The sequence below is a fragment of the Chloroflexota bacterium genome (genome assembly GCA_011322445.1).
Lineage (GTDB): Bacteria > Chloroflexota > Anaerolineae > Anaerolineales > DRMV01 > DRMV01.
Genome location: DRMV01000037.1, coordinates 13,633 through 36,860 on the forward strand (window position 1 = coordinate 13,633; position 23,228 = coordinate 36,860).

At 64.0% G+C, this 23,228-nt stretch carries 21 protein-coding genes; 9 read left to right on the forward strand and 12 right to left on the reverse strand.

Features of this window, described 5'->3' with window-relative positions:
* The first annotated feature begins 7 nt into the window (after positions 1-7).
* From ENJ54_07550 to ENJ54_07570, 5 genes are read left to right on the forward strand one after another with little or no spacing between them, the layout of a single operon-like run.
* A complete protein-coding gene (locus tag ENJ54_07550) occupies positions 8-814 on the forward strand; it encodes a carbon-nitrogen family hydrolase (GenBank protein HFC09683.1) in 807 nt (268 codons plus the stop codon).
* The gene (locus ENJ54_07555; GenBank protein ID HFC09684.1) at positions 811-2,349 is read left to right on the forward strand and encodes a hypothetical protein; all 1,539 of its coding nucleotides are present in this window, start codon (positions 811-813) and stop codon (positions 2,347-2,349) included. The genes ENJ54_07550 and ENJ54_07555 overlap by 4 nt, the downstream gene beginning before the upstream one ends.
* Positions 2,339-4,441 (forward strand): hypothetical protein, encoded by a 2,103-nt coding sequence (locus tag ENJ54_07560; GenBank protein ID HFC09685.1) that lies wholly within the window; start codon positions 2,339-2,341, stop codon positions 4,439-4,441. Before ENJ54_07555 ends, ENJ54_07560 begins: the two co-directional genes overlap by 11 nt.
* A 7-nt stretch (positions 4,442-4,448) precedes the next feature.
* Positions 4,449-6,044: a hypothetical protein gene (locus ENJ54_07565; GenBank protein HFC09686.1), complete on the forward strand. Its 1,596-nt coding sequence runs from the start codon at positions 4,449-4,451 to the stop codon at positions 6,042-6,044.
* A complete protein-coding gene (locus ENJ54_07570; protein ID HFC09687.1) occupies positions 6,035-8,332 on the forward strand; it encodes a hypothetical protein in 2,298 nt (765 codons plus the stop codon). The genes ENJ54_07565 and ENJ54_07570 overlap by 10 nt, the downstream gene beginning before the upstream one ends.
* A 188-nt stretch (positions 8,333-8,520) precedes the next feature.
* On the opposite strand, the gene ENJ54_07575 is transcribed toward ENJ54_07570, so the two are convergent.
* The 11 genes from ENJ54_07575 to ENJ54_07625 form a co-directional block, all read right to left on the reverse strand.
* Positions 8,521-9,393, reverse strand: a complete 873-nt coding sequence (locus ENJ54_07575; protein HFC09688.1) for a hypothetical protein — start codon at positions 9,391-9,393, stop codon at positions 8,521-8,523.
* A 21-nt stretch (positions 9,394-9,414) separates the two neighbouring features.
* On the reverse strand, positions 9,415-10,005 hold the full coding sequence (locus tag ENJ54_07580; protein HFC09689.1) for a sigma-70 family RNA polymerase sigma factor: 591 nt from the start codon (positions 10,003-10,005) through the stop codon (positions 9,415-9,417).
* A 149-nt stretch (positions 10,006-10,154) separates the two neighbouring features.
* Positions 10,155-13,535 (reverse strand): MMPL family transporter, encoded by a 3,381-nt coding sequence (locus ENJ54_07585; GenBank protein ID HFC09690.1) that lies wholly within the window; start codon positions 13,533-13,535, stop codon positions 10,155-10,157.
* Positions 13,536-13,625: 90 nt separating this feature from the next.
* Positions 13,626-14,411 (reverse strand): hypothetical protein, encoded by a 786-nt coding sequence (locus ENJ54_07590; protein ID HFC09691.1) that lies wholly within the window; start codon positions 14,409-14,411, stop codon positions 13,626-13,628.
* 171 nt (positions 14,412-14,582) lie between these two features.
* Complete coding sequence (locus ENJ54_07595) at positions 14,583-15,797, reverse strand: tyrosine--tRNA ligase (GenBank protein ID HFC09692.1); 1,215 nt, start codon at positions 15,795-15,797, stop codon at positions 14,583-14,585.
* An 87-nt stretch (positions 15,798-15,884) separates the two neighbouring features.
* Positions 15,885-16,409, reverse strand: a complete 525-nt coding sequence (locus ENJ54_07600) for a hypothetical protein (GenBank protein HFC09693.1) — start codon at positions 16,407-16,409, stop codon at positions 15,885-15,887.
* 24 nt (positions 16,410-16,433) lie between these two features.
* Positions 16,434-16,700 carry a DUF4491 family protein gene (locus ENJ54_07605; protein ID HFC09694.1) on the reverse strand — a complete coding sequence of 89 codons (267 nt, stop codon included), beginning with the start codon at positions 16,698-16,700 and terminating at the stop codon, positions 16,434-16,436.
* On the reverse strand, positions 16,697-16,993 hold the full coding sequence (locus ENJ54_07610; protein ID HFC09695.1) for a DUF4491 family protein: 297 nt from the start codon (positions 16,991-16,993) through the stop codon (positions 16,697-16,699). The genes ENJ54_07605 and ENJ54_07610 overlap by 4 nt, the downstream gene beginning before the upstream one ends.
* A 195-nt stretch (positions 16,994-17,188) precedes the next feature.
* Complete coding sequence (locus ENJ54_07615; protein HFC09696.1) at positions 17,189-17,839, reverse strand: protein-L-isoaspartate(D-aspartate) O-methyltransferase; 651 nt, start codon at positions 17,837-17,839, stop codon at positions 17,189-17,191.
* Between the two features lie 23 nt (positions 17,840-17,862).
* A complete protein-coding gene (locus ENJ54_07620) occupies positions 17,863-18,408 on the reverse strand; it encodes an HD domain-containing protein (GenBank protein ID HFC09697.1) in 546 nt (181 codons plus the stop codon).
* Positions 18,357-18,950 carry a site-2 protease family protein gene (locus ENJ54_07625; protein HFC09698.1) on the reverse strand — a complete coding sequence of 198 codons (594 nt, stop codon included), beginning with the start codon at positions 18,948-18,950 and terminating at the stop codon, positions 18,357-18,359. The genes ENJ54_07620 and ENJ54_07625 overlap by 52 nt, the downstream gene beginning before the upstream one ends.
* 221 nt (positions 18,951-19,171) lie before the next feature.
* Here ENJ54_07625 and ENJ54_07630 point away from each other — a divergent pair, with 221 nt between their 5' ends.
* The 3 genes from ENJ54_07630 to ENJ54_07640 are packed head-to-tail and all read left to right on the forward strand — an operon-like array spanning position 19,172 to position 21,870.
* Positions 19,172-19,381, forward strand: a complete 210-nt coding sequence (locus tag ENJ54_07630; GenBank protein HFC09699.1) for a DUF951 domain-containing protein — start codon at positions 19,172-19,174, stop codon at positions 19,379-19,381.
* Entirely contained in the window at positions 19,374-20,387 is a 1,014-nt protein-coding gene (locus ENJ54_07635; GenBank protein ID HFC09700.1) for a hypothetical protein, read from the forward strand. The genes ENJ54_07630 and ENJ54_07635 overlap by 8 nt, the downstream gene beginning before the upstream one ends.
* Before the next feature lie 19 nt (positions 20,388-20,406).
* Positions 20,407-21,870 carry a hypothetical protein gene (locus tag ENJ54_07640; protein HFC09701.1) on the forward strand — a complete coding sequence of 488 codons (1,464 nt, stop codon included), beginning with the start codon at positions 20,407-20,409 and terminating at the stop codon, positions 21,868-21,870.
* Between the two features lie 21 nt (positions 21,871-21,891).
* On the opposite strand, the gene ENJ54_07645 is transcribed toward ENJ54_07640, so the two are convergent.
* The gene (locus ENJ54_07645; GenBank protein HFC09702.1) at positions 21,892-22,449 is read right to left on the reverse strand and encodes a zinc ribbon domain-containing protein; all 558 of its coding nucleotides are present in this window, start codon (positions 22,447-22,449) and stop codon (positions 21,892-21,894) included.
* Positions 22,450-22,542: 93 nt separating this feature from the next.
* On the opposite strand from ENJ54_07645, the gene ENJ54_07650 reads away from it, so the two are divergent.
* Positions 22,543-23,220 carry a JAB domain-containing protein gene (locus ENJ54_07650; protein ID HFC09703.1) on the forward strand — a complete coding sequence of 226 codons (678 nt, stop codon included), beginning with the start codon at positions 22,543-22,545 and terminating at the stop codon, positions 23,218-23,220.
* Positions 23,221-23,228 lie beyond the last annotated feature (8 nt).

Genomic DNA, 23,228 nt, shown 5'->3' on the forward strand with positions numbered 1-23,228 from the left:
GGCGGCGATGGCGGGCGAGCGTCTGACCCTTGCACTGGCCCAAATGGCAGTGGACGAGGATGCGCGCGAGGTCAACTTCCGGCGGGCAGCCGAAATGGTGGCGTCCGCGGCGCGTGCGGGGGCGGCGTTGGTGCTGTTGCCGGAACTTTGGGGGTGTGGGTACAGCGCAGCGCATTTCCCTGCCTGTGCCGAGGCGCTGGATGAGGGCCTCTTTGCCCGTATGGCGGCGCTGGCGGCGGCTTATCGCATCGCGGTGGGAGGCTCGCATGTAGAGCGCCACGGCGAGCATCTTTACAACACCTTCGCGCTCTACGGCCCCGATGGCCGCCGTTGGGGCATATATCGCAAGGTTCACCGCTTTTTGCCTTTGGGTGAGGGTGTGTTGACCGCAGGCGATGCTGTGGGGTTGGTGGAAACCCCCTGGGGTGCGGCTGGGCTGGCGGTGTGCTACGACCTCCGTTTCCCGGAAATGTTTCGGGTGCAGCGAAGCGCCGGCGTGCCATGGTTGTTGCTGGTGGCTGCGTGGCCGCTTTCCCGCGTGGCCCACTGGAATGCCCTCTTGCGCGCCCGTGCCGTGGAAAATCAGGCCTTCGTCGTCGCCGTCAACCGGGCGGGAAGGCAGGGCGAGACGCGCTTCGGCGGGCATAGTGTGGTGCTGACGCCGCGGGGTGAAGTGGTGGCGCAGGCGGGGGAAGATGAAGCGCTGGTGCTTGCCGGGGTGGATTTGTCGCAGGCTGGGGCGTATCGGGAGGCCTTCCCGGTGTGGGCGCATCGCCGCCCGGAGGCTTATCGTTTGCCGGAGGGCCAGGCGTGAACTGGAAGCAAGACCGCCGCTGGTCTTGGGGGTTGACCGCTTTGGTTTTGGTGGTCGCCGCGGCGCCGTACCTTGCCCTGTGGCTGCGGGCTGGCAAAGACTTTGTTTTCAGTGGCCTGGTTTACAACCCTTACGATGGCTACACGTATCTTGCCAAGATGCGCGAAGGCTGGATGGGCGCGTGGCGTTTCACGTTGCCATATACGCCGCGGCCGGGGCCAGGCGCGTATTTGTACCTCTTTTACCTCGCGCTGGGGCATTTGGCGCGGCTGGTGGGCCTTTCGCTGCCATTGGTCTATAACCTTGCTCGCCTGGCGGGAGACGTGGCGCTGGTGTGGGCGCTGGGGTGGTTTTTCGGCGGGCTGTTCCCCGAAGATGCCTTTGCCCGGCGGACAGCGTGGGTGGTTGCGCTGTTTACTCTGGGGATGGGGTGGGTGGTGTTGCCTTGGACGAGCGGCATGCCGCCGGCCGATTTCTGGTTGACCGATGCCTATCCATTCCTGGCGTTGCTTACGAATGCCCATTTCCCCTGGGCTCTGGCGGGAGTAGTCGCCTTGCTGCGGCCAGGCAGGCCACGGTGGTGGGATGCATTGATCGCCCTCGGCGTGGCACTGCTCTCGCCTTTTGGCGTGGTGTTGGTGGGGTTGGTGCTGGCGGTGCAGTTTGCGGTGGAGTACACTTTCCCGCGAGGGGAAGGACGCCGATGTGGGGTTTTTCGTTTTCCAGGGGCTGAGGTGTGGTGCCGCGGCCTGTGGGTGGCGTTAGGGGGGGCACCTTATACGGCTTACGTCTATTGGGCAACTCACCATGACCCGGTTTTGGCGCAGTGGACGGCGCAAAATCGCACGCCCTTGCCGCGAGGGTGGAATTTGTTGGCGGCTTTTGCACCGTGGGCGCTGGTCGCTGTGGCGGGGCTGTGGCGGCGGCACCCGGCAAAGCGCAGGCTGGCATTGTGGGCTGGGATGGCGTTGGGACTGGCGGTGCTGCCGTTGGCTGTGCAACGGCGTTTTCTGTTGGGGTTTGAAGTGCCGTTGGTAGGGCTTGCTGCCCTGTGGCTGACTCAACGTCGCCGGCGTGGGTGGTGGGTGGGTGTGTTGAGCGCGGCGGTGGTGCCAAGCCTGATCGCGGTGTGGGTTGTTTTTCCGTGGCAGGCGAGCCAGCCGCGGGCTTCGTTGTGGTTCCTGACCCGCGATGAACAGCAGGCGATGGTGTGGTTGCGGGAACACACGCCACCGGAGACGGTGGTGTTGGCTGCCCCGCAGACCGGCGCGATCATTCCGGCGTGGAGCGGGCGGCGAGTGGTGTATGGGCATCTCATGGAAACCATTGATGGCCCGCGCTATCGGGAACTGGTCGGCGATTTCTTCCGCCGGTGCATGAAGGGACGCGCGGCATGGGCCTTCCTGCACGAAGAGGGAGTGGACTACATTTTCCTGGGGCCGCGCGAGCGTGCTTTGGGCGGGCTGCCGATTTATCTGCTGCCCAGCGCGGTAGCCGCGCGCTTTGGAGAGGTGGTGGTTTACCGTGTGCCGTGAAGCGGTGCCCTCCCTCACGAGCGGCAGCCAACTTTCCTGGCGGGCGCTGAAGCCGCGCCGGTGGATGTGGGCGGCGTGGGCAGGTTGGTTGGCGGTTTTGTTGGTGCCCAAAGCCGGGGGATTTCCCTACCCGCCGCTGGCGGTGATTTCCGACATTGTGGTGGCTCATGTGCCGCAAATCCTTTACCTGCGGCGGGCACTCACGGCATGGCATACTTTGCCTTTGTGGGCGCCGACTTATTACAGCGGTTATCCCTTTTACGCCGACCCGTTGGCGGGGCTTTGGTATCCGCCGGGGTGGCTGGCGGTGGTTTTGCCCTTGCCGTGGGGGCTAAGCCTGACGGTGGGTTTGCACTGGCTTTTGAGCGCCGTCGGTATGTATGCGTTCTTGCGCGTGTTGGGGCGTCGAGAGACGGGCGCGTTTCTGGGGGCGTTGGCCTGGTTGGGCTTCGGGAAAGTCTGGGCGCATTGGGGCGGCGGGCATCTCACCTTGGTCTATGCCGTGGCATGGACGCCCTGGCTGTTGCTGGCTTCGTGCCGCCGCGGGCGGTGGTTGCGGCCTGGCGTGGTGCTGGCGTTGATCTTTTTGGCCGACCCGCGCTGGGCGGCTTACGCGGGAGGGCTTTGGGCGGCGTGGGAACTGGTGGGCGTTGCGGCGAGGCAACGTTCTTGGGCTCGCCGGGTGCTGGCCCTGGCGGTGGAAGGGGGCCTGGGCGCTTTGCTGGCAGCGCCGCTTTGGCTGCCGCTGCTGCGTTTTACCCGTTTGAGTACGCGCGCACATTTGACGCCTCACGATGTTTTGGTTTTTTCGTTGCCTTGGGAACGCTTGCTGGGGCTTTTGGCCCCCGCGGGTGGCATGACGGAGTGGGTGGCTTACGCAGGAGCAGGCGTCATTTTGCTGGCCGTGGCAGCGTGGGCGGCTGGCCGGGCGCGCTTTTGGGGTGGCGTCGCGCTGGTGGCGCTGCTCTGGGCCTTGGGCAGTCACTTGCCGGGGGAAGCATGGCTGGCGCTCTTGCCAGGGGTGAGTTTGCTGCGTGTGCCGCCGCGCGGGTTGTTTTTGTTGGGGTTTGCGATGGCCGCCGCGACGGCTGCTGGCTGGGAAACCCTGGCCGAAATGGGGCAATCTTCGGCTCGTCGCCGCAATTTGCTGTGGTTTGGGGCGATTACCCTTGGCATGGTGGTCTCGCTGGTGCTCGGCTGGGCATTGGGAGCGTTCTGGGTAGGGCTGCATGGTCTCTTGGCCTGGGGTGTGGCGGCTTTGCTGGCGTGGGCGATGTCCCGGCCAGGTGCTGCCGCCAGGGGGCACTGGCGCTATTGGGCTGCTTTCCTGGCGCTGGATTTGCTGTGGATGGCGTCGTCGCAGGTGATGGCGGTGCCGCCGCAACGTGCCTTCTCTACGCCTGCGGTGCTGGAAGCCGCGACTGCCTCTTCCCCCGCGCTTTTTCGCTTTTACACGCCCTCGTATAGCATCCCTCAGCAGGTGGCTGCTGCCCACGGTTGGGAACTCGCCAACGGCGTGGACCCGTTGGTGCTGGAGGCTTATGCGCGCTTTATGGCCCGGGCCAGCGGCGTGCCCCTGGAAGGTTATAGCGTCGTGGTGCCCCCTTTGCCAAACAGTGACCTGGAAGCCGACCGCAACGCGCAGCCCGATGCGGCGTTGTTGGGGCTGTTGAATGTCACGGTGGTGGCTGCTGCGTATCCGGTGGAGGCGGCGGGGCTGGTGCCGCTGGCGCACGGTGATGGCTTGTGGGTTTACCGCAACACCCTCGCGCGACCGCGAGCGTGGGTGGAAACGGCGGCGGGGTGGCACCCGGCTGTGGCCGTGGCCTGGCAGCCCAACCGGGTATCGGTGACGGCTGAGGGCGCGGGCAGGCTGGTGCTTTCCGAAATCGCTTACCCGGGCTGGCGGGTAACGGTTGATGGCCGCCCGGCATCTGCAACCACGGCTTATGGCGTCTTGCGCGCGATCACGCTGCCCGCCGGCAGGCATGAGGTCGTGTGGCGCTTCGTGCCGTGGGATCTCTACGTGGGTTTGGCGCTGGCGTTGTTGGGGGTGTTGCTGGCGTGGCGGCTTCCGAGGTTTGGGCTATAATCGGGGCATGAAGGCTTACCTGCGTTCTCGCCGCTGGGCTTTGGGGTACGGGCTTGTGCTGGCTGTGCTGGTGGCGTTGCCTTACGCCGCAGCATGGCAGGCGCAGGGGCAGGCGTGGCGGTTCAGCGGCTTTTTGATGGGGGTGGAAGACGGCAATTCTTACCTTGCCAAGATGCTTTTGGGGGCGCGAGGAGCGTGGCTCTTTCGGCTACCTTATACCACCTGGCGCCTCGCGCCTTTGCCGGTGTTTTTGCCCTATCTCTGGTTGGGGAAATTGGCCGCCGGCGCAGGATTGCACTTGCAATTGGCGGTGCTTTTCCATTGGGCGCGCCTTGCAGGAGTGGTGGCGTGGGTATTGGCGACCTATGATTTTGCCGCGCTTTTCCTGCCCGCGGAACGCTGGCGCCGTTGGGCGGTAGTGCTTGCCACGGCGGGGGCAGGGCTGGGTTGGTTGCTTGCCCCCTGGGCGCGTTTGAGTTGGGCCGGACCGTTGTGCTTTTATTCCCCCGAAACTTATGGCTTTTTGGCGGCGCTGTTGCTGCCGCATTTGCTCTGGGCGCGGGCTTTGCTGTTGTGGATTTTGCGCCGCGTGTTGCTTGCTTCGCCCCGCAGGATGGAATGGCAGGCCGCGGCGTTGGCGGCGTTGCTGGCCTGGCTGCACCCGTTGGAATTGCTGCCGTTGGTGGCGGTGTTGGGCGGCTGGGGTGGCGGCACAGTGCTTTGGGCGTGGTGGCGGCAAGGAAAGCCAGAGGCCATCCGCCAGGCGCGTCAGATAGCCCCTCGGGCAGGCCCAGCGTTGGCCGTAGCCAGCCTGGCGGCGGGGGGGTACGCCTGGCTTGCGCGTGTCAACCCGTATTTGCGCGTTTGGACGGCGCAAAATTTGCTCCCTTCACCGCCGTGGTGGCAGTACGGGTTGGCGTATGGCTGGCTGCTGCCTTTCGCGTGGTGGGGCAGGTGGCGGTGGCGGCGCGGAGGGTGGCGCACGGTTTTGCCGCTGGTGTGGGTGGCGATTTTCCCTGCCCTGGTTTACGCCCCTCTCACCGTCCAGCGCCGCCTGGCCGATGGCGTTTGGGTGGCGTGGGCAGTATTGGCCGCGGCTGGCTTGGCCGAAGCCGCTCGCCGCTGGGGGCATTCCCGCATCCGCAAACTGGCTTGGGGCGTGTTAGGGATGGCTGTGGTCCCCAATGTGCTGGTGTTGGTGGGGGTGATGGGCATGGCCTTTCGGCACGCACCGCCGGCTTTTCTGCCTGAGCGTGAGGTGGCTGCTTTTCAGGCGCTGGGGGCGCAGGTGGCCTCCGGCGACGGTGTTTTGGCCGCTTATGCAACCGGCAACGCCTTGCCTGCCTGGGCGCCGGTGCGGGTCGTTGCGGGGCTGGGGCCGGAAAGCCCCCACCTGGCAGTGCAGGAAGCCGCGTTGCGGCAGTTCTTCTCGCCCGCAACGCCCGACAGTTGGCGGCGTGCCTTCCTGCAGGAAAACCACCTGCGTTGGGTGTTTTGGGGGCCTGCCGAACGCGCCCTCGGTGGCTGGGACCCGCACCAAAGCGCCTGGCTTTGCCTGCGCTATGAGCAGGATGGCTATGCCTTCTGGGAGGTATGCCGGTGAACCGCTTGCGCCGCCTTTCGCCGCGCGTGTTGCTTTGGCTGGCCCCGTTCTTCTTGCTTGCGCCTGCGCTACGGCCGGGGTACGCCCTCTTTTGGGGAACGCCCGCGTTGCAGTTTGTGCCGTGGCATTGGTGGGCGTGGGATGTGCTGCGCCACGGCCATCTGCCGCTTTGGAATCCGCTTTTGGGCGCGGGGGCGCCGTTGGCGGCGAATGATCAGAGCGCGTTGTTCTACCCTCTGAACTGGCTACTGGTGCCGTTTGCTGCCCTGGGGGGGCGGGTGGGGCTGGCATGGGCGCATGGCTTGTTGGCTGCGTTGCACCTGGCGTTGGCCGGGTGGGGAATGGCGAAGGTGTTGGACGATTTTGATGCCCCCGAGCCTGCACCTACCGTGGCCGGGTTGGCGTATGCCCTTTCGGGCTATCTGGTGGCGCGGCTGGGCTTTTTCAGTATCAACGCGGCCGCGGCGTGGATTCCGTGGCTGTTATGGGCTGCGCGACGGGTGGCTGAGAGGCCTACCCGCCGTCGGGTGGCGGGCCTGGCGGGGCTGTGGGGCTTGCAACTTTTGGCCGGCCACACCCAAACGGCCTGGTACACGGCGTTGTTGGTGGGGGTATGGGTGCTCTTCTGGCTGCGCAAGCCGCTGAAGAAACGGGTGGCGGCGCTGGCTGCGGCGGCTTTCCTGGGCCTGGCTTTGGCCGCGGTGCAGTGGTTGCCCACCGCGGTGTATTTGTGGCAATCGCAGCGGGCGGGCGGCGCGCCGGCCTGGGCGCTGGATTATTCCTTCTGGCCGTGGCATTTTCTCACGCTGCTCATGCCCGATGCGTTTGGCAACCCGGCGCACGGCAATTATTGGGGCTACGGCGCGTTTTGGGAAGATGCCGTGTATCTCGGGATGTTGCCGTTATTGTTGGCCGGGCTGGCCTTGCGCTGGGGAAAACCGCGGCGCGCCGTGGTGTGGGGCGGGATTGTGGTTGTGGGCGGTTTTGTGCTGGCTTTGGGCAAGTTCACGCCGGTTTTCATGGTGCTGTATCGCCATGTGCCGACGTTTGCCATGTTCAAAGCCCCGGCGCGTTGGCTGATTTGGCCGGAAACCGCGCTGGCGCTCTTGGGTGGCCTGGGGGTGGCATCATGGCGGCGCCCGCGGGGACGGGCGCTTTACTGGACGCGTCTGGGCACGGCAGGGGCGTTGGCGGTGGCGTTAGGCGCGGGGTTGGCGTGGGTGCTGGCCGGGGATGTCCGGCTGACGATGGTGCGCTCGGCGGCGTTGGCAGGCTTTTGGGCGCTGGGGGTGGGGCTTTTGGCCTTGCGAGCGCCCCAGGCTGCGAGCTCCTCTGAGAAGGCAGCGGGGGTTGGGCTGTGGCCGTGGGCAGTGGCGCTCTGGGTCTTGGCCGATTTGCTGGTGGCAGGCGGGGGGTTGAATCCTGCCGCGCGGGCGCAACCCCTTTACGGCGCGACGCCACCGGAGGTTCGGAGGGTTGAGACCCTGGCGGCAGGCGGACGGGTTTACCTGCCGCCCAACGATGAGGAACGCCTGAAGTTTAAGCGGTTCTTCCGCTTTGATGATTTTTCCCCGCCACCGGGTGGATGGGAAAGTTTGCGCCCCGCGCTGTTGCCCAACCTGAGCCTGCTGGATGGCCTTGCTTCGGCCAATAATTTTGACCCCTTGCTCCCGGCGCGCTATGTGTGGTACACGATGGCCAGTGCGGCTCAACCGCCTGTTGCCCGGCAACGCCTGTGGGAACGCCTGGGCGTGGGCGCGGTGGGGCATGTCGCAGCCGGGCCGCCTTACAGCGTGCAGTGGGAAGCCCTGGCGGCTGAGCCGCAGGCGCGATGGGTGCCGCGCGCGGTGTGGGTGAACGCCGCCGGGGCCGCGTGGGGTGAACTCGCCCGTCGGGCGCGGCAGGGGGGGGCGGCGTGGCAATGTGTGGTGGTGCTGGAAGGCCCTCCGCAACCGCCTGAGCCTGCTTGCAGCACCCAGTGGTCGGTGCAGCGCGTCGCGGGGACGCCGCAGCGTGAGGTGTGGGAAGTGCAGGCGCCGCAAGATGGCGGCTTTGTGGTGTTTTCCGAAACCTGGTATCCGGGTTGGCAGGCGTGGGTGGATGGTCAGCAGGTGCCGCTGTACCGCGCCGATTACCTCTTTCGGGCGGTGCCGGTGCCGGCGGGGAAGCATCAGATTATGCTGGAGTATCGCCCGTGGTGGTGGCCGGTGGGGGCGGCGGGCAGCCTGTTGGCCGTGCTGGCGCTGTTTGTGTTGTGGTGGCGCCGGCGGGCAAAGGGTTTCGTATAGCCAAGAAAAACGGGGAGGGGCTTCGCTGTCGTGGGCTTCGTATAGCCATGTTATTGCGGTTGGGTAAGGGGGGGGATTTCCTGGCAGGAAAACGCAAACGCCCCGCCACGGGGGAAGGTGTGGGCGGGGCGTAAGGCGCAGACGCTTTACGACTTGCGTTGAGGCGAGGCGAGCGAAAAGCCGGCGGCTCATTCTTCGTCGTTGGGGGTGTTGGTGTCTTCTGCTTCGGGCTCTTTTTTCGCGCGCACCACCTTCTTGGCCCCCGCGGCGGCTGTGCCGAGCACTTCTGCGCTGGCCTTGGCCGTTTGGGCAGCGCCTTTCGCGGCTGCCACTGTGGTTTTCAGCCCACTTTTGGCCACTTCGGCAGCGCTTTTGGCGCTTTCGGCGGCAACCTTGGCGCCGGTTTGTGCCATTTTTGCCCCGGTTTTCGCCGCACCGTGGGCGGCTTGCAGGCCCGCTTTGGCAACTTTGGATGCCACTTTCGGCGGTGCGGTGAGCGCGCCTTTGAGGGGCTTCTCGGCGATGTCTTCCAACACTTCGCCGGTTTCGGCGAGGGTTGCGGCAGCGTCGGCGGTGGCTTGCAGGCCGGTTTGCAGGGCTTCGGTGCTGCCTTTGAGGGCAGTTTTGCCGGCTTGCCCCATTTGTCGGGCAGCCTGAGAGGCACTTTGGGCCGCGGTTTGGGCGGTGGCTGCGCCGGCTCGGGCCGCGGTTTGGGCTGCATTGGCGCTGGCCGAGGCAACCTCGGTCGCGGCTTTCCCTGCCGCAATGGCTTTGGCCTTGGCTAACGCCAGCAGTTCCTGCGGAATGCGCAGCAAAGGCTCGCCACGGCGGGCGCGCTCGGCGTTCATGCGCTCGTAAAGCCGCAGTTTGGCCTCCGGCGACAGCGTGCTGGCGGTGGCTTCCCGCGCTTTCTCGCGTAAGGCACGCATTTCTTCCACAGCCTTCCGCAGCGTGGGCGAGTTTTTGAGCCGCGCTTCAAAACTGGCCCGCACTTTGGGGGGCAGCAGGCCGTCCAGGTAGTCGGCAATCAGTTTTTCGTCCGAAGGATTTTTAGGGGTCATGGGGCACACTCCAGAGGGGGGTCAGGCGGCTGTCAAATGGTTGCTAAGGAAGGCGCGCAGGGCATTGCGGGCGCGATGCACCCGGACCTTGGCGGCGGAAACGGAAATTTCCAGCGCGTCGGCGACTTCTTCCATACTCAGGTCTTCCATCTCGAAAAGCACAAAGGCCGCCCGCAGTGTGGGGGAAAGGGTTTCCAGCCCGGCGTTGATGAGGGCGTTGATTTCCTGGCGGTCCAGCCAATCTTCGGGCAGCACCGCTTGTGTATCGGGGAGCAGTTCGGCGGCGTCTTCACTCAGGTCTTCCAGTGAGTCGGTGGCGGCATCGGTTTTGCGTTGGCGTTTGCGCAGTATATCCAGCGCTTTGTTGGTGACGATGCGGTAGAGCCACGAACTGAGGCGGGCCTGGCCCTGGAAATCGCCGATGCGAAGGTACACTGTCAGGAAGGCTTCCTGCATCGCGTCTTCGGCGTCGTGTGGGTTTTGCAGCAGACGGTAGGCGGTGCGGTAAACACCGTCGGCGTATTGCTCGATGAGCTGTTCGTAGGCGTCGGCTTCACCGCGACGCAGGGCGGCGACCAGGGTAATTTCGTCAGGGTAAGGGAAAACGCTCATGGTGACATGCTCCGGCTGGGGGAAACCCCTGTGGTATTTCTTAGACGCATTCCGGGGGATGTTGGTTACATGTTATTGGTTACATGTTACCAGAAAAAAACACCGCCGGGGCGGGAAAGCCGCGCCCCGGCGGTCGAAGCCCTGAAGGGTTATGCTTTGTGCCTGACCCGCTCGGCCAGCAGGCGGAACAGCCCGCCGTGGCCGATGGGGTGTTTGGCCGGCCACCAGTTCCAGCGGCCGAGCACGGCGGCAATGGAAGGCACCAGCACGGCGCGCACGATGAAGGTATCTAACAGCACGCCCATAGCAATGGCAGCCCCGATCTGGAAAAGGCTGGTGATGGATGAGGTCATCAACGCGCCGAACGTGCCTGCCAGGATGATGCCCGCGGAGGTGATGACCCCGCCGGTATAGGCCGAAGCACGCAGCACGCCTTCCCGCACGCTGCCGCGCTTTTCTGCTTCTTCCCACAGGCGGGAAGTCAGGAAGATGTTGTAATCGGCGCCCAGGGCCACCAGCAGGGTGAAAATCACCACCGGGATGGAGTAGTTCACCCCCGGCGCACCCATCAATTTCTGGAACACAAGCACGCTCAGCCCCATCGTGCTGCCGTAGGAAAGGAGCACGGTGAGGATGAGGTAGAGCGGCGCAACCAGACTGCCCAGCAGGATGATGAACACGAGAAGCACGCCCACGGTGGTCGCAGCCATCACTTTGGGAAAGTCTTCGCTTACGATGGTGCGGATGTCGTACACCTGCATGATGGGGCCGGTGACGTGGGCCTGCAAGCCTTGGGCTTGGGCGGCTTCCTGGGCGGCGGTGCGAATGCGCCCGGCGGTTTCAAGGGCCTGCTCGCCATAGGGGTCGCCTTTGACCAGCACTTGAATTTGCGCTGCGCGGTCATCTTGGCTCAGGAAGGTGCTGAGCAGGGTGCCTGCTTCGGGTTGCTGCTCGACGAGCGCGTTGGGGAGGAAGTAGGCATTGGCGGGCAGCGCATCGGCTAAGGCGTTGAGGTCGTGGGTGAGCGCTTTGACGTCCGTTTCCAGCGCGGCGATGGCCTGCTGGGCTGCTGCGGTATCCATGCCGGGCAGCGCAGGCGGCACAAAGCGGGCATCGCGCCCCTCAAAGCGCTTTGCCAGCGTCTGGATGCCGGTTTTCAGAGCCGTGGTGGCTTGTTGCAGTGCCTCGGCTTGTTGCTGCGCCGCGGGAAGTTGCATCAACGGCGGGTAGGAGAACGGCGCAGGCTGCCCGGCGAAGGTTTGAGCCAGTGTGCTGAGGTCCTGGCTCAGACCCTGTAAGGCCGTTTGCAGTGAAGCCACTGCTTGCTGGACCTGTTGGGCTGAGGCTTCGTTGCCTTCCGCCTGGGCCTGCTGCAAGGTTTGCTGGATGACCTGGATGGCCTGCAGGCGGGTGAGGGCATCGGCGTAAGCAGGCTGAGCCTGAATTTGCGGGTAAGCCTTGCCCAGGGCGACGAGATAGCCACCCACCACCGTGAGCGGGCTTTCCGCCTGTTGCCCCTGGGGGGTGAACAGGGTTTGCAGGGCCGCGGGGTTGTTGAGTTGGGCTGCCGTTTTGTCGAGGGCCTGGGCGAGCATTGCCAGTTGAGCATCCGCCTGTTGCATTTTCTCGGCCTGCGCCATGCCCTGCTGAAGCGTGGCGAGGGCGCGTAAGGCTTGCTGGTAGCCGGGGGCGTTTTTGACTTCGGGGTAAGCCTGCGCCAGGGCTTGCAGATAGGCCTCGAGCCCTTGTAGCCCTTCGGCGGCGTTCGCGGAGGGGGCGCCCGGCTTCAGGCTGTCCATGTTTTGGGCGAGCAGGTTCAATTGGGTGCTGACTTGCAACCCTTGCATCAAGTTATCCAGCCGGGTGCGCAGGTCCTTGAGCCGTTGGCGGGCGTCGGCGTATTCCGGCTGTTGAGCGGCTTTGGGGAAGGCCTTTCCGAAGTCATCGAGATAGGCTTCCAGGGTGTGCAAGGCCGCGGTGGGGTCGCCTTTGGCCTGGGCCAGCGCGTGCGGGTCGGCCTGGAGCCCTTTTTGCAGGCCCGAAGCCAGGGTGCGGAGCTGGTCGGGGGCAAGGAGGGCCTGTTCCAGTTGAGGCTGTTCGCCGCCGGTGGGATGTACCACGCTGCGCACTTTGGCAACACCATCAACTTGCGCCAGGGCCTGGTTCACCGCAGCGATGCGTTCCAGCCCCTGCGGCGAGCGCAGGTCGTGGTCGCCATCCAGCACCACGATGATCGGCATCATCTCGCCGGTGTTGAAGTGGGCTTTGATGAGTTCGAAGCCCTGCCGCGAATCGGCGCTGGCGGGAATTTCGTTCAAGATGTCGAAGGAGCGGTGCATTTGTGGCAGCAGGATGTAAGGCAGCAACAGTACCACGGTGGTGACCACGGCAATCAGGCCGGGTTTGGCGGTGATGGCATGGGCCACGCGTTCCCAGAAGGGGGAGCGATGCTCGCTTTGCTGGTCGCGAATTTTCCGGTGGAAGGGCCAGAAGAGGTAGGGCCCCAGCAGCGAAAGCAATGCCGGGGTGAGGGTGATGGAGGCCAACCACGCCATAGCCACCGCGAGCGCCATTGCAGGGCCCTGGGCGCGGGTCATCCCGAAGCGGGCGACCATCATGCTCAAAGTGCCGATGACCACGGTGGCGGCGCTGGCCGTGAGTACTGGGGCAATGCGGGTCACGGTTTCGCGGTCGGCTTCCTCACGATCCTGGTTGGGGCGGCGGGAAACTTCCTCGCGGTAGCGCGAAATGAGGAAGAGGGCGTAATCGGTGCCGACTCCGAAAATGAGCACCACCAGGAAGGCGTCCATCATGGTGGAAACTTTCATGATGTTGGCCTTGGCAAGATAGCCCAAAATGCCGCGACTGGTGAGGTAAGCCACCCCAATGGTGACCAGCGGCACCCCTGCGGCAATCGGCGCACGATAGACTAACAAAAGCACCACAATCACCAGCAGGATGGTTGCCCAGGTGGTGCTGTCGACGCTTTTGAGGATATGGTGCATCAAGTCGCGCCCGATGGGCGTTTGCCCCGTGAGATGAACGGTGAGGTTTTGGGGGCGAGTTTGCTGGATGTGGGTGCGAATTCGGTCAACGGTCAGGTTGGCTTCATCGCTGTAAGGCTGCGACTTCAAGTCCACCTGCATGAGCATGGCCTGGCCGTCGCTGCTGAGCAAGATGGGCTTCATTTCTGGATGGTTGAACACGGTGGTCACTTGCTGGACGTCGGGGTCGCGCTGCAGCCAGGCGGCCAGTGCTTTGGCGTAGGCGCGATCCGCGTCGTCAAGGCCGTGGGGGTTGGCCAACACCACGAGGGTGTCGCTCCCCGAGGCCATTTTGGGGAATTCCCGTTCCAACACTTTTTGCGCGCGCAGCGAAGGGGAATCTTTTGGCAGGAAGTCGGATTCGTTGCTGATGCCGACTTTTGAAAGCGGTGGGGCCCACAGCACCATGGCTGCCGCCACCGCCAGCCAAAAGACGACAATGCCGACTTTGTAGCGGGTGACGAAACGCGCAAGGGATTTGAACATGGTCAACCTCCTTTGGGGGATGGGGGCATCCGAAAAAAACGAAAATAAGCGACAAAAAAAGGAAGCGGAAGAAAGACCGCTTCGATTTGTTTATTTGGCTGTTTGGTTGCTTTGGTGTGGCGTCGCGGTGGCCGGGTCGGGAGTTTCCTCGCTTTCACTGCAAATCTGCCGCACCACTTCGCGCGCGAAGGCCGCCAGCGAGCGCTGGTTTTCTTCCGAAAGCGTTTGCAATGTGCGTTGGTATCGGTCTGATTCGCGCAAAATGGCGCTGGCCAGGCGGCGGTTGACCCGCTCGGCGACTTCCAGCGCCAGGCTGAGGCCGGTCAGCGCGCTGAGGCCCGGCTCGCCAGGCAGCCCAATGCGCAAGAGGCGGCGGCGCAGGCGTTTGCCGCGAATCCCCTCCAGCCATGTGCGGAGGGCGAGCAGGATAGCGGTCGTGAGTTCCGCCATGTAGAGCAGCGGTCGGCGGCGCTCTGGCAGGCGCGCCAGCAGGTCGGCCAGCAGGTTTTCGTAATCGCTGGACTCACTGGCGCGCAACTGCGCGAGGATTTGCGCCTTGATGGCTTCCCAATCTTCGGTTTCGGCCGTGGGGCCGGCAAGTTTGGCTAACGCCTCGTCGGCTTGCGGTGTGGGGGCGAAAACCACGCTGGCGCGGCCGGGCCCGCGCTTGCCTTCCGGCAAGCGAAATTCCGAGCGTGCCAGACCGCGCTCTTCCAGCAGGCGGAGCATTTCGTAAGCCGTCACTTTGCCGATGCCCAAACGCCGGGCCACTTCGGTATAGTGAATGGGTTCCTGCGCCTCTTTGTAGAGGTCGAGGAAGCGGCTTAGAAATTCCTGCTGGCGGCGGGTCAGTGGGCGTTGGGTCTGGGAAGCCATGATATAAACTCCGAAAATTCCGAATAAATTGTAAGTCCCCCTCACTGCAATGTCAAGTGTTTTGGGCGAGGTTGCCAGGGCGCTGGTTTGGGTTTTGCCCTTGGCAAAGCACGCCAAAGCCGTGCTTGTGGGGCTTTGGCGTGCTGAGAAGGTCAGACCTGGGGGAAAGGTTTATGCCACCACGCGCATGAATTTGCGCTTGCCCACCCGGAGCACCCCCGGGCCAGGGAAAGGAGCGTGCGGGTCGGTCAGGATTTTGCCATCCAGCCGCACGGCGTTTTGCTGAATCAGACGGCGGCCTTCGCTGTTGCTGCTCACCAGCCCCGCGTTGCGGAGCACTTGCAGCACGGTTTCGCCTTCCTGCAGGCGATATTCGGGCATGTCTTCGGGAATGTCGTGTTTCTGGAAGACGCGCACGAAGTGCTCTTCCGCACGCTTGGCGGCTTCCGCACCGTGGTAGATTTCCACAATTTCGCGCGCCAGTTTCATCTTTACGTCGCGAGGGTTGAGCCGGCCCTCGGCCATGCCGCGCTCCAGTTCGGTGATTTCCGGCGGCGTCCAGCGGGTGAGCAGTCGCATGTACGCGCCCATGGCCTTGTCGGGCACGCTCATCAGTTTGCCGTACATGTCTTCAGGGGTGGAAAGCAGCGGGATGTGGTTGCCCAACGACTTGCTCATCTTGACTTCGCCGTCGGTGCCGGGCAAAATATCCAGAATGATGGCGATGTTGGGCTTGACGCCCATGAAGGTCATCAGTTTGCGCGCCGCGGTGACGATGTTGAAAAGCTGGTCGGTGCCGCCGATTTGCACGTCGGCGCGCAGGGCGTAAGCATCGTAGCCCTGCATGATGGCGTAGAAGGTTTCGTGCAGGTAGACCGGTTCGCCCTTATCCCAGCGTTTGCGGAAGTTTTCGCGGGTGAGGAATTGCTGCACGGTGAAGTTAGAAGCCAGTTTGATCAGGTCGGCAAACGTCAGTTTGGAAAGCCACTTGGCGTTGTATTCGATGATGGTCTTTTCGGGGTCGAGGATTTTGAAAGCCTGCTCCGCGTAGGTGCGGGCGTTTTCCTCGACCTCTTCGGGGGTGAGTTGGGGGCGCAGTTTGTCTTTGTCGGAAGGGTCGCCGATGAGGGAGGTGAAGTTGCCGACCAGGAAGATCACCTCGTGGCCGAGTTCCTGAAACTGGCGCAGTTTGCGCATGGGCACGGTGTGGCCGAGGTGCAGGTCAGAGGTGCGGGGGTCGAAACCGCAATAGACGCGCAGGGGGCGGCCTTCCTTTTGGGCTTCGATCAGCCGTTCCTTGAGTTCGTTTCGCATGGCTGTGGCAAGGGCTTCGTCGCCGTAGGCTGTGCCTTGCATCAGCAGGTCAACTTGTTCGTCGATGGGCATCTGGCGTAAGTCGGTCATGGCAGCCTCCTGAAAGCATAAAAAAACGCACCCTGCGGGGTGCGTGGTGGAACACCCGCAGGGTTGGATTTATGAACGAGCGTAATAGGTTTCTTCGTCGCTGGCGCGTTGGGAGGTTAACCCCGCCTGCTGCACGATGGTCGCTGCAAGGGCTTCCCCTTCCTGGAAGCCGAACAGGCTTTGGGGTTTGCCTTCGTGAATTTCTACTTGCATCAGCGTGCGGAAGGCAAAGTGCTGGCCGTTTTCCCCTTGTACTTGCACCCGCTGCCCCCAGCGGTCGCTGATAATGCGCACGCTTTGCACTTGCGGCCACGTGAGTGTTACATGCCGCAGGCCGTTGTGAAATTCCAGCCCATCGGCGTTCAAGGTGAGCACGGTGCGGCTATCAACCCAGTTGCCAAAGGAACTGAGGAGCGCCGAGCCGACGAAGAAGCCCAACAGCACCCACAGGAACCACGGCACGGTGCCCAGCCGCCACGCAGTGATGGCTGTGACCACTAACATGGCCGCGGTCAGACCCCAGGCGTAGGCTTCCCCTCGGCGGGAACCCCGCAGGGGGCGAAAGGTGCCAGTCAGAGAAGACATTTTAGCCATGCCCGAATTATAGCATAAACGGCTTTATTTGCTGTGGCGCATTCGCTTTTCCTGGCGGAAGATTTCCACGCCATCCCAGAACAGAGTGATGGCTGTAATGCCGAAAACGGCTGAGAGCAGGTCGCTGGCGCTGGCAAAAGCCGCTGCCAACACGACAACGCTTAAAGCGAAAAAGGGAATGGCTGGCCGCGTGCCCCATTGGGCATGGAAGCGCCGCACCATGACGTGCCCCAGCCCAATGGTCACGAACGTGACCAGCGCGAGCACAACACCGGCCCATTGCAGGTTCATGAGCGCACCTTTTTCCGTCGAGGGTTGGCTGGGAACAGCCCTTGCTCTACCCGCCTGGCCTGGTCGGGGAGTTCGGTGCTGCCCCAAATAACCGAACCGGCGAAGATCCCCAGCAGCGCCGAACCCCAAAAGGAGGGGATGAAAAGGGAGGCTGCCGCCATCAGTGCTCCTACAGCCAGCACCACCGGCCAGATGTGCGCACCGAGATGGTATTCCAGTTTGATGACCCAAAAGAAGCCGAAGCCGATGGCAAACAGCATGAAAAGCCCTAAAATCAGGCCGGTAAAGTTCACGGCGACCTCCTGCAAAGTGTGTTGATGTGGGGAAGGGGTTTCCCAGGCGGTTCTTCAGCGGTTCTTCCGTCTCAGGCGGTGCGGGCGCGGTGTTGGGCGTGTGTTGCCCTGCCATCGCGCCGCAAGCCCCCTCAGCATAACGCCTGTTGGGGGCTTTTGCCAGTCAGTTTTTGGCAATCTTGGGCTAAAGTGAGATTAAGAAGCCGGCCAGCCGTGTTCCCCCACAAGCGGCACGAAAGCCACGGCATCGAGGGTTTCCCGTTCCAGACGTCCCTCGCGGCGGGTCCAGCGTTCCAGGTGCTGGTAACCCCGGTCGCCCACCGGTGCTACCAGCCGACCGCCTTCGGCCAGTTGTGCCAGCAGGGGGGCGGGTACTTCGGGCGCTGCGGCGGTGATGAGGATGGCGTCGTAAGGCGCATATTCCGGCAAGCCCAGCGTGCCGTCGCCGACGTGGACGTGCACGTTGTCCAGCCCCAGGGCTTTCAGCCGTGCCTGGGCCTGGGCGGCCAACTGCGGCAGCCGTTCCACCGTGTGTACCTCTCGCGCCAGGTGCGCCAACACGGCGGCCTGATAGCCCGAGCCGGTTCCGATTTCCAGCACTTTCTCGTCGCCTTGCAGGTTGAGCAGCGCCGTCATGTAGGCCACGATGAAGGGCTGAGAGATGGTCTGCCCCTGGCCGATGGGCAGGGGATGGTCGCCGTAGGCTTCTGTGCGATAGGCTTCGGGCACGAAAAGATGGCGTGGCACCTGGCGCATGGCGGTCAGCACCCGCGGGTTACGGATGCCGCGGGCGGTGATTTGTTCGGCAACCATTTTTTCGGCTTCGCGATGCCAATCGGCGGGCATAGGAGCGCCTCCAAAGATGGGCGTTATTCTTCGTTGTCGGCGGCTTGCAAAGCGGCCAGGTGCGGGATGTCGGGCGGGGGGACGGTTTGGTGGTAGCGGATGAGCGCCACGGCCTCGGGGGAAGCCCCGGCCTCCGCGACGAGGCGTGCGCCCCATTCGGGGTGTTGGCGGGCGAGCACGAAAGGCCGCCGCCAGCCGCGCGGCTGGCCTTCCCCCAGGCGGAAAGCACGCGTCGGGCAGCAGGCATAGGATATCACCACAGCGACGCGTTCCCACAGGCGGGGGCGCTGCAACGCTTTGCCGACATCGTGCAGCAGGGCCGCGGTGAGCAGGTCGCGGTCAGTATGCCCGCTCTGCCGCAGCCGTTGGAACACCCGCAGCGCGTGGGCTTGCTCGTTGGGGGGCATTCGCTGAAAGAGCGCCCACAGCGGTGGGCTGAGCAGCCGTTGGGCGGCTTCCAGCCCTTGCGGGTCTGGGCGCGCCCGCAGGGCTTCCCAGAACTGCCGCAGGCGGTAACTCAGCCTAAGAGCCACGCGCCCAGGACGCGGGTTGGCCATATCACCACCCATTGCAGAATATCTAAGTGAAACAACGGCAGCACAAAAAGCACGACCAGCAGCAGAGGCATGGCGTAGGGCTGGAGTGGGGCGAGGTAAGTTTGCCACAGGCGGGGGAAGAGCCCTGCAATGACTTTGTCGCCATCCAGCGGCGGGATGGGAATCAGGTTGAAGAAGAAGAGCAGCAAGTCGAAGAAGACCACGCTGCCCAGAAAGCGCAGCAAAATGTTCGTGAGGCTGGTGTGGGGCAGGCTGAGCCAGAGGAAGCGGTAGAGCACCGCGACAACGATGGCGAGCAGCAGGTTGCTAAGCGGCCCGGCAAAGGCTACCCAAAAGTAGGCCCGGCGGCTGCGTAGCGCGCTGGGGGAAATCGGCACCGGCTTTGCCCATCCGAAGCCGGTGAAGAGGAAGAGCAGCGTGCCCCACATATCGAGGTGGGCGAGGGGGTTGAGGGTCAGGCGTCCGGCGCGCCGGGGGGTATCATCGCCAAAACGGGTGGCCGTCCAGGCGTGGGCAAATTCGTGGATGGGGAAAGCGACCATGAGGATCGCCAAGCGAAAAAGTGTGTCAATGGTGTCGGGGAGGACGAGCATGAGATGGCCTTTGGAGAGAGGAATGGGGGAAAGGGGCGGGATTCTTGAAGAGGGAAGCCGTGATGAAGTGCAACCCTGCCCGCCGCGCGGATTATATCATGGGGGAGGCGCGATGGTATAATCGCGGTGAGGCCCTGAAGGTGCCTCTTGGCTTTCACATAACAGCACTGTGGATTTCCCTCATGCTCCCTGATTTGCATCTTGGCGACCGAGTGCGTTTGCGTAAACCCCATGCCTGCGGCGGTTATGAATGGCGCGTCGTGCGGTTGGGGGCCGATATTGGCCTGGAGTGCTTGACCTGCGGGCGGCGCATTCTGTTGACGCGCCGCAAACTGGCCCGGCGGCTGAAAGTCATTTTACCGCCCGACGATGGAGAACCTCCCGATGCTTAAACTCGCCCGTGGGCTCTTTTGGGTTCCCCTGGTGGTGGTGTTGGCGGGTTGCAATTTGCCCCAGGGGGGAGCACCAGTGCCCTCGGCCACGGTGGTGGAGGCAGCCCGCCCCTCGGCTACGGTGACTTTGGCCGCGACGCCTACCCCTGGGGTATCCCCTTTGCCGGGCACACGGACGCCCTCACCGCCTACCGCAACCCCTCGCCCGTGCACCAACCAGGCTGCCCCCGGCAGCCCCATCGATGTCACCGTGCCCGACGATACGGTGATGCGGCCAGGGCAGGTCTTTACCAAGGTGTGGCAGGTGGTCAACACCGGCACATGCACCTGGACACCGGCATATCGCCTGGTGTGGTTTTCGGGCGCGCGGTTGGGCACTTCGGCATCCTACCCCCTGGGGCGGGAAGTGCGTCCGGGCGAGGCGGTTGACCTGGCCGTGGATATGGTGGCGCCGCTTGCGCCGGGCGTGTATCAGAGTTATTGGAAACTGCGCGCCCCTGAGGGTTCCCTGTTTGGCATTGGGCCGGGGGCAGGCACGCCGTTTTGGGTACGCATTGTGGTAGTTTCCTTGCGCCCCCCTTCGCCCACGCCCACACCGACCATCACCCCACCGCCCACGGCTACCCCCACCCCCACGCCTTCCCCCACCCCCACGCCACCGGTGAAGACCACAGGCCAGCAAGACCTCATGCTGGGCGATGGGCTGGAGGTAGATGGAGAGAAAACCTCGGCCACCGATGTGCTCTACTTGCAGGTCAACGGCGCGCACGTGCTGCGCCCGCAAGACGCCGCTCGCTGGGGCATTTTTGGCAGCGACCCACCCTCGCTGGGAACCTGTCGCCAGAGCAACCGCAGCGCGGCCGATATTCCGGTGGATAGCCTGGGCGTAGGCACTTACCTTTGCTATCGCAGCAGCGATGGGCATATCGGCTATGCCCGCCTGGAAGCCGTGGATCGGGCAACCTGGCGCATTACCCTCTCGTTCATTACCTGGGCCGAGCCGTAACGACTGAAGGAGGTTTGTAGTGCCCCCTCGTCATGTGGTGTTGGTATTCATCGATGGGCTGCGGCCCGACGTGCTGGCAGAGGCCGTGCGCGCTGGCGAAGTGCCCCACCTTCAGCGGCTTTTGGGCGAAGAGGGGAATCATGGCTGGGTAACCTCGGTGCTTGCCCCTGCGCCCAGCATCACGTTTGCTTCTCAGGCCAGTTTGGTGACGGGCGCGCATCCCAATCGTCACGACGTCCCTGGCAATCAGTTCTTCGATCGTTTTGGAATGCACCACGGGGGCAAAGCGCGGCATTATGCCTTTGATGTTGGCGACACGCTGGAAATTGACGACGCGATAGCGGTGTTTACCCAGGGGTTGGCAAGCCGCTGCCTGGGCGCGCGCACTCTTTACGAGCGGGCGGGTTCCCGCGGCCAGCGTTCTGTGGTGGTGGGGCACATGTATGCTAACGGTGCGGACCGCTGGCTTCCCCCGAAGGTGGATATGCTTGCCCGTTTGACCAGGGTGCCTGGCCCTTTGCGCGTTACCCCGGCGGCATTTGATCGCCATGTGCTCGATATGGCCCTGGAAGACCTGTGCGCGCATGGCTTACCCGATATTCTGACCGTGTATTTCATGGGGCTGGATGCTTACAGCCATGCCCACGGTCCGGAAGGCCAGCGAGCCTATTTGCGGGAAACCCTCGACGCCCTGGTGGGGGAACTGCGCGCCGCGGTGGACGAACTGGCCCCGCGCGGCCATCCGCCGTTCTGGATGCTGGCTGCCGACCACGGACAACGGGCTGTGCCCGACGATGACGCCCACGCCGTTTCTTTGCGGTCGGTGGTACCGCTTTTCGCTGCTGAAGGGCGCGACTTGCTCGATTACCCGGGCGAGGGGCGGCATAGCGATGCGGTCATGGCTTTCAACGGCAGCATGGCTTTCGTGTACCTTCGCCGCCAGGGGGAAGCCTGGGCGCAGCCGCCCGATTTTCAGCGCGAGGTGTTGCCCCTGGCCCGCCGTTTTTGGGAAGCCCACCGCAGCGGTGCAGGGGCGCCGGCTTTGGAAGGAGCGGTGGCGGCGGTGTTGGTGCGCGACGTGGCCCACGCCGGTTGGCGCAGCGGCTACGTGGCCCTGACGCCCGACGGCGGGCTCGAAACGCTGGAAGCCTGGTTCCGGCGGCTGCCCGCGCACGACCACGTGGAAGCCCTGCCGCGCCTCGCGGGGATGACTTCGCCGCTCTCGGGTGACATGGTGGTGCTGCTTTCACCGGGGAGCGGGCGTTATTTTGGGCATCCGGTGAAGGGGCTGCACGGCGGCCTCTCGCCGGAAGTTTCTGAAGCCGCGCTGATGCTGGCCTGGCCGGGGGTGACGCCCGCGGCATGGCAGCAAGCGCGGCAGCAGTTCGAGCACGCCGTCAATGTGCGCTGCGAAACCGAAGGCGGACGTCGCCCCCAAACGGCCGATGTGCTCGTGGGGCTGGAAGCCGTGATGTTGGGCTAAATGGAGGCGAGGGATGGGGCGCTAATCTTCGCTGGCCTGGGCTATGGTTTGCAGGGCGTCGTCTAAGGTTCCCCCTTCTTTTCGCACGCCGGGCGCGGGTGTGCCGCAGTAAGGGCAGATGTTCCACGAGAGTTCCATCAGTTTGCCGCAGTGATGGCACACTTTCTTGAGTTTGGTGTGGCAGTGAGGGCACACCATCCAGTTTTCCTTGACACGGCGGCCGCAGCCGGGGCAGCGAGCGGCTTCTTCCACCGCCTGCAGCAGGGCTTCTTCTTCCAGCGTCCGCTGGTATTCTTCATCCAAAGTGCGGCTGGGGCGTAGGATGAGGTACACCAGCAGGCCGGGAAGGGAAAGTACCGCCACGACCAACGCCGCTAAGATGGGCGCCAGGGGATCGCGGCCGCGGGCGCGCATGTCGCGATAAGTCCAGAACACCAGGCTGACCCACAGGGCGGCCAGGAAAGCCCCGCCCCACACGGTGGCAATGACCAGAAGGTTGCGCGTAAGCGTTGGATTGAAGCCCATCGGCTGCTCCTTTGCGGCGATGGGGAGATTATAGCATAACCTCCGCGGGCGCATGAACGCCTCTCGGGCTGCGCAAGCGACGGAGGAGGGGGCCTGGCTTCCTTGGTTTTGAGCCGTTTTGTGGTAAAGTAAAAGCAGGAGCACGCGATGTATACCATCCGCGAATGGGCAAAAGATGAGCGGCCGCGTGAGCGGCTGGAGCAGTTGGGGGCGCAGAGCCTGAGCACGGCCGAACTGCTGGCCATTCTTTTGCGAGTGGGGCGGGAAGGCGAAACCGCCGTGGACTTGGCACGTCGCTTGCTGCAACAATTTGGCGGCCTGGCAGGCGTGCAACGGGCGTCTTTTGACGATCTGCGGGCGGTGCGCGGCGTGGGGCCGGCCAAGGCGGCGCAGATCAAAGCGGCGCTGGAACTGGGAAGGCGGTTGCAATGGACGCGCCTCGGCGATCGCCCCCGCATTACAGCACCTGAAGATGCTGCCGCGTTGCTCCTCTATGAGATGAGCGGCCTGGAGCAGGAACATTTGCGGGCGCTGCTGTTGGATACGCGCCATCAGGTGCTCAAAATGCACGATGTCGTGCGCGGCTCGGTCAACAGCGCCCAGGTGCGGATCGCCGAGATCTTTCGCGAGGCCGTGCGGGTCAATGCGGTCGCGCTGATTTTGGCGCACAACCATCCCAGTGGTGACCCCACCCCCAGCGCCGACGATATTGCCCTCACCCGCCAGGCCCAGGAAGCCGGACGCCTGTTGGATATTGCTGTATTAGACCATTTGATCATTGCCGATAACCGCTTTGTTTCTCTCAAGGCGCGCGGGCTGTTCTAACCCGCAGG